Annotated in this window: 9 protein-coding genes and 4 pseudogenes; 6 read left to right on the top strand and 7 right to left on the bottom strand. The window is 68.3% G+C overall.

The features are described from left to right. Nucleotides 1–1,650: ricin-type beta-trefoil lectin domain protein (locus tag ACWEN3_RS30605; RefSeq protein ID WP_452977148.1), on the top strand; the 1,650-nt coding region annotated here is incomplete at its 5' end. 216 nt (nt 1,651–1,866) lie between these two features. On the opposite strand, the pseudogene ACWEN3_RS30600 reads toward ACWEN3_RS30605, so the two are convergent. From ACWEN3_RS30600 to ACWEN3_RS30590, 3 genes and pseudogenes are all read right to left on the bottom strand, one after another. After that, a pseudogene (locus ACWEN3_RS30600) lies at nt 1,867–2,148 on the bottom strand (DUF6283 family protein); the annotation flags it as partial. Next, nucleotides 2,108–2,215, bottom strand: a pseudogene (locus ACWEN3_RS30595) (DUF6283 family protein); the annotation flags it as partial. The pseudogenes ACWEN3_RS30600 and ACWEN3_RS30595, both read right to left, overlap by 41 nt. Nucleotides 2,216–2,620: 405 nt before the next feature. Then, on the bottom strand, nt 2,621–2,818 hold the full coding sequence (locus ACWEN3_RS30590; RefSeq protein ID WP_452977145.1) for a hypothetical protein: 198 nt from the start codon (nt 2,816–2,818) through the stop codon (nt 2,621–2,623). Nucleotides 2,819–3,346: 528 nt separating this feature from the next. On the opposite strand from ACWEN3_RS30590, the gene ACWEN3_RS30585 reads away from it, so the two are divergent. Continuing rightward, the gene (locus ACWEN3_RS30585) at nt 3,347–4,819 is read left to right on the top strand and encodes a WD40 repeat domain-containing protein (protein WP_452977143.1); all 1,473 of its coding nucleotides are present in this window, start codon (nt 3,347–3,349) and stop codon (nt 4,817–4,819) included. A gap of 182 nt (nt 4,820–5,001) precedes the next feature. Here the strand turns inward: ACWEN3_RS30585 and ACWEN3_RS30580 are convergent. After that, a pseudogene (locus tag ACWEN3_RS30580) lies at nt 5,002–5,737 on the bottom strand (IS701 family transposase); the annotation flags it as partial. A gap of 325 nt (nt 5,738–6,062) precedes the next feature. On the opposite strand from ACWEN3_RS30580, the gene ACWEN3_RS30575 reads away from it, so the two are divergent. After that, complete coding sequence (locus ACWEN3_RS30575) at nt 6,063–7,706, top strand: eCIS core domain-containing protein (protein WP_452977140.1); 1,644 nt, start codon at nt 6,063–6,065, stop codon at nt 7,704–7,706. An 89-nt stretch (nt 7,707–7,795) separates the two neighbouring features. Here ACWEN3_RS30575 and ACWEN3_RS30570 read toward each other — a convergent pair whose 3' ends face one another. Next, the gene (locus ACWEN3_RS30570) at nt 7,796–7,963 is read right to left on the bottom strand and encodes a hypothetical protein (protein ID WP_452977153.1); all 168 of its coding nucleotides are present in this window, start codon (nt 7,961–7,963) and stop codon (nt 7,796–7,798) included. 369 nt (nt 7,964–8,332) lie between these two features. Beyond that, nucleotides 8,333–8,392 (bottom strand): annotated as a pseudogene (locus ACWEN3_RS30565) (hypothetical protein); the annotation flags it as partial. A gap of 267 nt (nt 8,393–8,659) precedes the next feature. On the opposite strand from ACWEN3_RS30565, the gene ACWEN3_RS30560 reads away from it, so the two are divergent. Beyond that, a complete protein-coding gene (locus ACWEN3_RS30560; protein WP_452977137.1) occupies nt 8,660–9,211 on the top strand; it encodes a replication-relaxation family protein in 552 nt (183 codons plus the stop codon). Nucleotides 9,212–9,280: 69 nt separating this feature from the next. Here ACWEN3_RS30560 and ACWEN3_RS30555 read toward each other — a convergent pair whose 3' ends face one another. Then, on the bottom strand, nt 9,281–10,171 hold the full coding sequence (locus tag ACWEN3_RS30555; RefSeq protein WP_452977134.1) for a metallophosphoesterase family protein: 891 nt from the start codon (nt 10,169–10,171) through the stop codon (nt 9,281–9,283). A 566-nt stretch (nt 10,172–10,737) separates the two neighbouring features. Here ACWEN3_RS30555 and ACWEN3_RS30550 point away from each other — a divergent pair. Both ACWEN3_RS30550 and ACWEN3_RS30545 read left to right on the top strand, forming a co-directional pair. Continuing rightward, nucleotides 10,738–10,920: a CurL C-terminal domain-containing protein gene (locus tag ACWEN3_RS30550; RefSeq protein WP_452977132.1), complete on the top strand. Its 183-nt coding sequence runs from the start codon at nt 10,738–10,740 to the stop codon at nt 10,918–10,920. 381 nt (nt 10,921–11,301) lie between these two features. Further along, nucleotides 11,302–11,514: hypothetical protein (locus ACWEN3_RS30545; protein WP_452977150.1), on the top strand; the 213-nt coding region annotated here is incomplete at its 3' end.

Below are 11,514 nucleotides of genomic sequence, written 5' to 3'. Positions count from 1 at the left end.
GCCACCGTCACCACGACACTGAACGCCCAGGCGGCAGTGCCCCCGACACCGTCGGGCTTCACGCTCACTTGGAGCGACGACTTCAACGGTGCGTCCGGCACCGGCATCGATCAGAGCCTGTGGAAGTACGACACCGGACCGGGCAGCAACTTCGGCACCGGTGAGATCGAGACGATGACCAACAGCACCTCGAACGTCTACTACGACGGTCAGGGTCATCTGGTGCTCCAGGCCCTGCACTCGGGTTCCGACGCGCGCAGCGGGTGGACCTCCGGGCGCGTGGAGACCCAGTCGGCGGGCTTCGGCGCCCCGGCCGGCGGCGTCGTACGCATCGAGTCCATCCTCCAGCAGCCCGATGTCACCACCGCCAACGGCGCCGGCTACTGGCCGGCGTTCTGGATGCTCGGCGCCCCGCTGCGCGACGGTGTGACCTGGCCGAAGTCCGGCGAGGTCGACATCATGGAGGACATCAACGGCCGCAGTTCCGTCTTCAGCACCCTGCACTGCGGGGTGAACCCGGGCGGCCCGTGCAACGAGTCGACCGGCATCGGCTCGGGTGAACGCTCCTGTTCGGGCTGCCAGACCGGCTTCCACGACTACGCGGCGGAGATCGACCGCTCGGTGTCGCCGGAGCAGATCAGGTTCTACCTCGACGGGAACAACTTCTTCACCGTCAACGCCAACCAGGTGGACGCCACGACCTGGTCCGACGCGGTCGACCACCCCTTCTTCATCATCTACGACCTCGCGATCGGCGGCGGCTTCCCCGACGCCTTCGGCGGCGGACCGAACGCATCCACGGTCTCCGGCGGCAAGCTGGTCATCGACTCGGTGGCCGTCTACAACAAGGTGCCCGGCTCCGGAGGCGGTGGTGGCGGCGGTTCGGTCAGCGGCCAGACGATCACCGGACCCGGCGGTAAGTGCGTGGATGTGTCGGGTGACGACACCGGCGGCGACGGCATCGCGGTCCAGCTGTGGGACTGCCAGTCGGCGGCCAAGGACCAGCACTGGACCTGGAGCGGCCAGACCCTGCAGACCCTCGGCAAGTGCCTGGACATCGCCGGCGGCAACAGCGCCGCCGGTACGAAGCTGCAGCTCGCCACATGCAACAGCGGCGGTTACCAGTCTTGGGTGCGGCAACCCGACGGCTCGCTGCGGAACCCGACCAGCGGCCGGTGCATCGACTCGCCGTCGGGTGCCACCGCGAACGGCACACGCCTGCAGATCTGGGACTGCAACGGCTCCGGCGCCCAGAAGTTCGCCATCGGTACCCCGATCTACGGACCGGGCGGCAAGTGCGTGGACGTGGCGGGTGACGACACCGGTGGTGACGGCACCGCAGTCCAGCTCTGGGACTGCCAGCAGGCCACGTCGCTCGACCAGAAGTGGACCTGGAACGGTCAGACCCTGCGTACGCTGGGCAAGTGTCTGGACATCGCAGGCGGTGTGAACGCGGCCGGCACAAAGCTCCAACTGGCCAACTGCAACGGCGGCGGCTACCAGAATTGGGTCGCCGACGCCGACGGCTCGATGTCCAATCCGACCACCGGCCGGTGCATCGATTCGCCATCGGGTGCCACCGCGAACGGCACACGCCTGCAGATCTGGGACTGCAACGGCTCCGCCGCCCAGAAGTTCTCGCTGGCCTGAGCAAGCAGAGCCCTGTGCGAAATGAGGCGGGGCGCGTCGAAGGGCCGCACCTCGACCGGTGCGGTCCTTCGGTGTAGCGCCGCTGCGCAGGTGATCCGCTAAGGCCTTGTCGATGCTGACCACTGCTGTGGTCAGCCCCGCCGTCCCTGATCGGCGCGGGTGCGTCGGATTTTGGCAATGATGCGGCGGCCGTCCGGTCCGGTTGATGATCTCGCGCATGCCGTGGGCTGCGGCCTCGGCGCCGGAGGCGAACAGTGGTACTGGCGATACGTAGTCCCGGATCGCCTCGGCCGTCTCCAGGTCGATGTCGCCTGTACCCGCGGCGACCCGCAGGGCGAGGAGGTGGCCGCCGTCGTGGCCGCCTGCCCTGCCGGCGCAGACGCGGGCGCGGTCGTCGTCGCTGTCGTGCTGGTGACGCCGGAACAGTCCCCGGGGGCTGAGTCCACGTAGGCCCGTCGTAGAGGGGGAGCTTGCTGTACTCCTCCTGCGACCAGACACCCGAGGGCACGTCGGTTCGGTAGGGGCAGGACGCGCAGGGGCGCGGCGCGGGCGGCAGGGTCGTCACGGACGCTCCTGCGGCGGGTCGGAGATGGAGAATTCGCGGCGGGCGACGACGGGCGGAGCTGTGCGGGGACGACCTTCGCGGCCAGAGTACGTACCCGTCAGGCACGTCGTCGTGGAATTTTGCGGACAGTGGAACGGCGGTGTGTCCATGCGCCGGTGGTGCGGCGGCCGACGACTTGGCGCCCCCGGATGGTGAGCGTGTGGACTTCCCGGACAGATGGGGGCATCCGGCCGGGGCGCAACCGCCGTGGCGTCCTGGGACGGTCAAGCGGCCGGGGTGGCACGCCGCCCTGCCGCCAGGACGGCGACGTCGGTGATCAGCTCCACGCCAGTCATCTCGTCGGCGTCGTCGAAGTGGAACAGGGCAACCACGCTCGAAGAGCCAGTGCCCGCCTGCTCCGGGTGATCACCGAATGAGAGTGCGCAGGACGGGGACGCCGGCGCCGGCGCTGGTCAGTCCCGCAGCGACGGCCCCGGCTACGGGGACACCGGTGAGAGCGGTGAGGATGCCCATGACGACGCCGATGACGAATGCGATGAGCAGGACGACGGCGGTGTGCAGGGACAGGAATGGTTGCGGGTTCTGAGGTGTGGGTGTGGTCATGTCTCGACTGTGCGGTCTTCGAGGCTCTGGCCGGCGAGAACCGAACGACTTTTGTAAAGTCTGATCAACATGCGGACAGCAGCGGGATGCGGTAGATGGTTCCGCCTAACATGCACCGCTGTTCAGGGGAGTTCTGCCAAGTTCGGCGCTGTACGCCCGAAGCGGGTCCTGCACTGATGGCGGCTCCGGGGCGGCGATGTCGCAGCAGCAGGAACCACATAACAGCACCGGCGCCAGCGGCTTTTGGCGGGGGCGTACCGAACGCGCCTGACGCTGCTTGATCGGGCAGCCTTGTGATGCGGCGAGACGCCGGAAAGGACCGAGGCCGTCGTCGGCGCCGTGCCCGGGGGCGCCGGCCGCCATCGGGCACGCTGCTGCTGGGCCCGGTACGACGCTCACCTGCCCCGGCACGAGGATCATTCGCCAATCGCACGTACCCGTCTGCGCTCTGGACTGTTCCGTCGCGTTCGGTTCCGTTTCAGGCTGTTGGGCCTAACCTGCTGCCTACGGCACATGGCTGGGGGCGGGGTGGCAGACAGCGGTAACGGTGAAGGCGCACGGGGCATTTATGAGGAAGCGCTGCGAAGGCTGGGAGAAGACCTCAGACAGCTGAAGCAGGACCGTCGTGCTCCCTCGTACGACCGCATCCGTATACGCGGGACGAAGGTGTGCGGCAAGGAGCCGGCATGGTCGAAGGCCTCGATGAGCGGCGTGTTCACTGGACGAAGCGGGCCGGCTTCCCTGGGACGCTTGTTGTGGCTCGTGCGTGCCTTGCTGTCGTACGACGACGGCGAAGAGGTGGAGCCTCCCGACTGGCGTGACCCCCAGTTGCGGGTTTGGAAGGACCGGTGGGACGTCTTGGAGGACGCCCGTGCCGCTACCCGCCACGTACCCGCTGCGAACGGCACGAAGACAGCGCCCGAAGCCAATGAGGGTCCGGCTGCGGTGATCGCCCGCCCCGACGCGCCGGATCGGGCGTCCAGGCTGCGGGGCACAACCGATGGGCAGACGGTCCCGGCCGGGGCGTCCTGCTCGCCCTCTCTGGGCGAGCGTGCCCTTTGGGCGCACCTCGCTACCGGACATCCCGTACAGCTCATACCGTTCCCCTCGGAATGGGATTCACTTTTCTGCTTGGGGCTCTCGCCGGTCGACGCCCTCATGGCGGCCGGTAGCACCGACGGAGTCGTGCGGTTGTGGGATCCCGTCACCCGGGAACGGGTGGGTGAGTTCCGCACCGGACACGATGTGGACGTCTGCACAGTGCAGTTCTCACCCGATGGCACGCTCTTGGCCGCCGGCATTGCCGACGGGGTCGTCCGGCTCTGGAGGGTGGCAGCCCGAGAACCCGTCGACCATCCCCCCTTCGGTCAGATCGGGGCCGTGCACGCGGTCGCCTTTTCTCACGACGGCACACGCCTCGCCGTCGCGGGCGCCGACCTGATGGTGCGGCTGTGGAACCCTGCCACCGGCCAGCTGGCCGGTGAACTCCCCATCGGCCACGACGGACCGGTGTATGCGGTGGCATTCTCGCCCGACGGGGTTCACCTCGCCACTGGCAGCCAGGAGGGCGGCCCCCGACTGTGGAACGGGGCGAGCTGTCAGCCTGCGGATAAGCCTGTTGACGCCCCTCTCGGGGCCGCGGTCCGCGCGGTGAGTTTCTCGCCACCCGACGGCGCTCTGCTGGCCGCGGCAGGCGACGACGGGGTGGTACGAGTGTGGAATGTGGCGAGCCGTCAGCCAGTCGGTGAACTCCTCACCGGCTGCGAGGGACCACTGCGGGCGGTCGCGTTCTCCCCGGACGGCACCCTCCTCGCGAGTGCGGGCGACGACGGAATGGTACGGCTCTGGAACCCTGCCACCGGGCAGTCGACGGGTGCACTCCCCACCGGCTGCAGCAGACCTCTGCACGCGGTCGCCTTCTCCTCCGACGGCACCCTCTTGACGAGTGCGGGCGACGACGGGGTGGTGCACCGGTGGGCCCTGAGAGTCAACGGCGCCTAGTCCTGCAACGGTGCCTGTCGTGTCTGATGGCCAGGTCAGGGGTTGTGTCCGCGTCGTCTGTAGTGGCTGGTGCGGGCCTGGTGTTGTCGTCGTCGGCGCCAGATGGACCAGTGCAGGATGTGCTCGACGGTCGTGGGCCGGCGCTCGGTGAGGCGGGTGATCGGTGAGGCGGGTGATCGGCCGTCGTATTTCGGCGAGGCTGAGGTGGATGAGCTGGGAGGATCCGTTTCTGCTCTCCCGGCATCCAGCTCGCGGGCTCGCAGGACGGTCAGGCAGGCGTGCGCGGCCATGACCAGGGTCATGTGGCGGTGCCAGCCGGGATAGCGGCGGACCTGGTAGTCGTCCAGGCCGCATTCCTGCTTCGCGCACTGGAAGCATTCCGCGATGGCCCACCGGCTGCCCGCGATGCGGGTCAGGTCATCCAGCGTCGTCTCGGCGGGGCAGTAGGCGAGGGAGTAGGAGATCTCTTGCGGACGGGCGACGCTGCGGCGGGCGATCACCCAGTGGCGCGGTCGGGCCGGTGCCGCGGCCGCACCTCGACGCGGGCCCAGTCGGAGATCCGCAGGCCGTGAGCCCCGTTACCGCAGGAACGGCGTTTCCACTTCTGACGGGCAAGACCGTTGAACAGGTCGTGGACGGGGTGGTCGATCGCCCATCGGGTGACCACGGTGTCGTGCCGGGTGGTGGCCATGACGTGAGAGACGTCCGCCCGCTGCAGCTCCGACCGCCGGCCCTTGCTGAACCCATAGCCGGCATCCGCAGTCACCCACCGAAACGGGATCTTGTCCGTGATGGCGCGGCGGACCATCGCCTTCGCCATGGCCACCTTCGTCTCGAAGCCCACCTCGTCGTCGATGCCGCCCGGCGGCACCTTTCGCGGTCAACGGTCCACGAGGTGGGCAGATACAGACGCCGGTGCCGTTGGTGACCGCGTCGGGAGCGAACGGTCCGGTGCAGGCCCAGACACCTGCTCTTGACCCGACGGGTGTGCGCACTGTCCCCTGTTGTGCCCCTCCGGTCGCTCCTGGTGGGATGGAGAGCGGGTACAACGGCAGGAGGAACCTCAAAGGGCCGGCCCCGGACCGTCGCTGAGCGGGGTTCCTCATTGCTGTGGCGAGTAAAGGAGCGCATGGTGCGGTCGTACGAGGAATTACCGGACGGCAAGACAGGCAGCGGAGGACGGGTTCCGCGCCGCCCAGAGCCGCGGGTTTCGAGGCGGCGGCCGACGTCGGGGCAGGAGGCGATGCTGCTGCAGCGTCTAGCGGGCAACCGTTCTGTCGCGCGGTTGCTGACGGAGGACCAGCACAGCCACGGGCCGGGCTGCGGTCACGACAAGCCTGGCGGCCGGCATGACGTCGGAGGACTGGAGACGGCCGGCGGGGGCGGTCCGGCCAGGCAACGGACATTGATGGACGAGGCGATGGCCTCCCCCAGCCGTCCTCTGCCGGACACCGTCCGCACGCGGGCGGAGTCGTTCTACAACAACGACTTCTCCGCCGCTGTCCTCCACGACGGTCCGGTCGCCCAGCGCGCCACGGAGGCGATGGGGGCCCAGGCGATGACGGTGGGCACGCACGTCTTTCTGCCTCCTGGCAGGCTCGGAGACTCCGAACTCATCGGGCACGAGCTCAGCCACGTCGACAAGAACCTGCGGGGTGAGCGGGAGACAGGCACCAGCAACGGTGCCGGAGTCACCGTCACCGACCCCGGCCAGCCCTCTGAGCGGGCGGCCGGCCAGGACGGCGCAGCCTTCGCCGCGGGCGCCCCGACCGCCCCCTCCGTCACCGCCCAAAGAATGCACCACGAGGCCCCGCACCCGGACACCGCCACGGTCGGCATCACCGCCGCGCAGCGCTCTGCCGGCAGCGCCGCCACCGGGCCGATCCAGCGTGCCACGCAGGGCGACGCCATGGAGCTTGACAGCAGCGAGGACCTGCTCAGCTCGGACGAGGAAATGGCCCAACACTGGGACCGTCTGCAGGACCCGGGAAGACAGTCCGAACTGGAGCGCATCAGGGGCCTGCACCCAGTGGACCGGAAAAACGAGTTCCGGAGGGAACTCCGGCGCCTGTTCAGCGAGGCGCCGGGCTGGGCGGTGGAACCCAAGGGGCAGGATTTTGAGGCTTTCACTCCGCATGCGGAAAAGTCGAAACCCCGGGACTTCAAGGATCAGCCGGAGGTCCAGCGGCTCCGCTGGATCTCTACCGTCACCAAGCACTACCTGTTGGCCACAGGGAGAAAGCCCATCGAGGTTCAGGCGGCGATCGGGGCCAATGATGAGATCATCGTCGCGGCCAACGACAGGGACTCAAATCATCACTTGTCGTACCTGATGACCGATGAGGGAGTCACGGACCTTCTGGGGTACATGCTGGAGAACTCCAAGCCCGCTACCGGGCAGAAAAGCCAGGAGGACAGGGACGAAGCCTCCAGGATCAACCGTCACCGGGAAAAAGCGTCCGGCATACAGCACGATGAAACAAGAGAGAATGCGAAAACTCGCACCGCTCTCGCATCGGGGATAATCATCGCGAAGGACGGAGGCGACGGCACGCACGCCGAAATGCGAATAAAAAAGAAGAACAACGGCAGAACTCCGGAACACCTCGCTGGAACAAAAAGGCCGTGCGCCAGCTGCTTCGCCGAGCTCTATCCAACCGGCTCGCCGAAGGATGCAGAGGGGAAAGACCTGGTCCGTCCCGGACGCTTCTATTCCAGCAGGGAATCAAATCTACACTTCCCGGAATTCAATGACAGTAAGGAAGAAACTCCCAGAGAACGGGCACAGAAAGTCTTCAACCGAGTGACAAAATCTGTCCCCCGGACCTACGAATCCAGCTCGAAAACTGGTGGGCCACTCCGCGGCTACGGCTCAGAATCGGAATAGAACAGCACTCCCGGGCACGCTGCAGACCTGCGGCGAAACAGAGTGCCGGAGGGTCGTACCCGTGCACCCGGAGTCTCGCGACATATTGATCAGAAACTCATGGGGCTGGGCAGGCTGGGCTTGAGGTCGGCGTTGACCAACACGTCGGGGTTCAGCTCGGGCGAGTACGGGGGCAGGCAGTGCAGTTCGAGGTCGTCGGGGTGGGGGCGAGCCAGTCGCGGACCTCTTGGAGCGGTGAGCGGAGTGCCGTCCTCCACGTGGCCTTCCGGCCGCCTGTACCGCGTCCGAGCAGGGCGTGTCCGGGCTGAGAGGTTCTGCAGCCACGCCACGAGTGTCACGGGATCACCGGTACGACGTGGCCGAACACGGCCTCCGCCACCACGACAAGCCGGGCGGCAGGGTGGCGCGACCCGCTGGCAGCAACCGGCAGCGGCCAGGGGTGCTTCTACCGCATTGTCGAGAGTGTGCTGGGGGTCCGAAAGGACCTCGCATACCGTACGGAGGGACTCAGCCTGCTTCCACCACCTGCGTTGCCCGAAGGACCGCTGGTGTGCGTCATCACGCCGCTGACCGACCAGCGTCTTTCTCCAGCCGAACTCCGTGCGCCGGTACTCCAGGCGTACGTGGCGGCGCTCGGGGCCGCCCCGGAAGAACTCGACCGCCTCCGGGCGCAGCTGGCAGAACATCCAGGTGGGGCAGGGCTCGAACGCGTTCCTCCGGGCCTGTTCCCCGCGCCGAGGGACTCGTCGGCCGTGTGACGCTGCCTCAGGCTGGACGCACCCGCGTCTGTCATCCCACCAGCTTTGGGATGCAGGTGGCCGGTGAATGGCCCGAGCTGCGTGAGCGGCGGCCTCCGCAGACGACGACGGACCCGACCGCCGTGCGCTTGGCCATCGGGCACGCACTCACTGTGACCGAGACCGGGTTGCAGTTTCTGCAGGACGCGCGGCGCCGTGGGGACGTGCACGAGCCGCTGGACTGGCTGTCCGAGGTCTACCACCCCCCTCGGCGGCGGCGAGGCCGTCATCCCCGATGTCCTCGTCTACTACCGCAGCCGTGGCACGAACGGCGACGGCGGGTCGATGCTGCGGGCGTTCGTGGAGTTCGACCGGGCGACCATGAGACCCGAGCGCCTGGCCGCCAAGCTCGGCAGCTACCGCCGCTTCCACGCCTACGCGCCGCAGCCCATCGGGCGGCGGCCGACACTCGATCCCGCGCAGGAAGACTGGCGGCACCGGTATCCGCTCTTCCCGCGGCTGCTGTTCGTCCTGTACGGCACCGGCCCCGCCGGCGTCGAGACGCGCATCAACGCCCTGCACGAGGCCTCCCAAGACCCGGCCGCCGCCCTGCTGCGCACCGTCCCCGTCATGGCCGCACCCCTGACCGGCCTGCTCCACCACGGACCCGCAGCGCCCATCTGGCACTCCGTCCAAAACACCAACGGCGCGCCAGCTGGATGCGCACACCCCGCCCCTGACCTCCCATCGCACAGCCATACGCAGTGATGGACAGGCACTGCGCGTCATCACGACCACAGCCCCGACCACCACCGCCAGGACCCCCGACCACGCAGGTCAGCGGTCCAGCGCACCTTTGGTCATCGCAGCAACCCAGGTCAGGTCCAGGTCATCACCGTGGATGTCGGCGAGCCAGGCGTCGTGGATGTACTCGAAGGCGTAGGTCTCGGTGTCGAGCAGGCCGATGCTGCCTGCCGTGATCCGCTGTTCGGGATTGACCGGCTCGGGCTGCCACCGATCCCTCTTGGGGTCGACCAGCTGGGCGAGCGCGTGCGACGCCGTCCGGCCGTAGTACCGAGGCCCGTTCTCGTGGTGGTAGTGGCCGCCGACGTGCAGGCGCGGCTGGAGGTGCTCGATGAGCCTGCTCAACTTCTCTGAGCCCTGCACCTCGCCTCGCCGGCTGCGGGACATGCCGTAGGGGCCGTCGTGGGTGACAAGCACGTCGACGCTGCCAGGTTCGGTGGCAAGCAGTCGCGAGTACGCGGCCTGATCGAAGTCCATCTTCCCCACCGCCTCGATCAGGCCGAGAAACGCCACCCGCTCTCCGGCGACCTCTTGGACGTGCCCGCAGACAACATGGTGGAACGCGCCGCAAGGGTCCACCGGCACGACATCAGCGCGGTACCTTTCGTGTAAGGACGCGAGCCACTCGTGGTCTTCGTGGTTGCCGCTGAGGAAGAGAATCGGAGCCAACTGAGCGAGTGCGGCACGGACCCCCGCCTCTACCCGAGGTGACGGATCCAGCAGGCGAAAGAAGTCGCCCTGTGCTGGATTGTCTTCGTGGAAACGACGACTCGGTTCATCGAACCGGTCGGCGGACGGGTAGGCACCCAGGTCGCCGACCTGGATGACGGCATCCAGCCGCCGACGCTTCGCTTGTAAGAGCATCACAGCGCCCAGGGCGTGCAACACACGCCCATGGACATCACCAATAAAGGCGATCTTCATCGCTCACTTCCCATGCTTGAGACAACGTTCGTGTCCCAGCGGGTCGAGCGGCGCAACGTTGAGATGTCGACCACCGGTTCCGTGTCCGGTTGCCCACGACCCAGCGCTCCGCCGTCCTACCGACCAACCGAGCCAACCTGAGTATCGGGACTGCACGAAACGACCGTCAAGCCTGGCCCGCGCAACACAGGGACGCACAAAACAGCTACCGGACATCAACTTGACGCCTTGGCAGTGTGAGACGTCTGCGGTGGTGTTCCGGCTCGCTCCTCCCAAGGCCCGAGACCTGTTGCAGGGACTGCGTCCCCCGGCTGTGAATACGCACAGTAATGACAGTGAGGAAGCGAGCAGCCGCCATGCGGTGATCAACATCGGCTCGCTGCCGACGGTTCAGCCGCGAGCCGTGGAACGTCCAGACTCAACGTGTACCGACATGCGCTTGAGCAGGGCATTCAGGGTGTCCTGGTCGGCGTGGTCGAGCGCTATGGCGTCCTCGGCCGCCCCCTGCACCTTCGTGGCGGCGTACCAGCGAGTGTGCGGGCGGAGCCGACGTCCAGGTGCCGTGGGTGCCGTCGGCCCACACCCCCACGGCGCTGCGGCAGCAGGCCGCACGCCTCGCCGCCCATGTGGCGGCCCGCCCCGAACTCGACCCGCAGGACGTGGCGTTCACCCTGTCCGCGGGTCGGTCCGCGTTCCCGCACCGGGCCACGGCGACCGGCGCGGACCGCTCGGCCCTGCCGCACGGGTGACCGAGATCGCGGAGGGTCGTACGGCCCCGCCGTCGGTCCGCAGGGGGGCGTCCGGTGCACACCTGCGGGCGCTGGTCTTCCCCGGCGCCGACGGCTGCCGAACCGGCGCGGCACAGGGGCACGATGCGGTCGCCGTCGGCCAACTCGTCCAGGAATTCCCCGCTTTCGTGGTCGTCGTCGGCGAGATGCGGCAGTACGCCCCCGATCTCGCCCTGTCGGCGTTCGCCCTGGAGGTGCGCCTGTTCCGTCTCCTCCAGTCCTGGGGCCTGAAACCGGAGCGCGTGCTCGGCCAGGGCCTGGGCGCGGTCCCGGCGGCCCACGCGGCGGGGGTGTTGTCCCTCGCGGATGCCTGTGCGCTGCTGACGGCGGACGCGTGCGGGGATGCCCTCGACCACGTCACCGCCGGGGCTGACGTACAACACCCCCCGGCTGCCCGTCCTCGACGAGGCAGGGGAACCGGTACCCGTCGACCGCCTGCGTTCGCCCGGCCACTGGGCCGCGCCCCCGCTCCCGCAGTCCGAAGAGCCGGGCGGGGTCGTCGGTCAGCATCTGCACGGCCCGCTCCAGGCCCAGCAGCCTCCGCCCGCGCAGACA

The organism is Streptomyces sp. NPDC004561 (genome assembly GCF_053602155.1).
The sequence above is the reverse complement of the archived record's forward strand: the minus strand, read 5'-3'. Positions and strand labels throughout refer to the sequence as shown.

Bases quoted from the DNA above. Each gene is read 5' to 3' on its own strand.
- ACWEN3_RS30555 (WP_452977134.1), bottom strand. From the start codon at position 10,171: ATGAAGATCGCCTTTATTGGTGATGTCCATGGGCGTGTGTTGCACGCC.
- ACWEN3_RS30590 (WP_452977145.1), bottom strand. From the start codon at position 2,818: ATGACCACACCCACACCTCAGAACCCGCAACCATTCCTGTCCCTGCAC.
- ACWEN3_RS30575 (WP_452977140.1), top strand. From the start codon at position 6,063: ATGCTGCTGCAGCGTCTAGCGGGCAACCGTTCTGTCGCGCGGTTGCTG.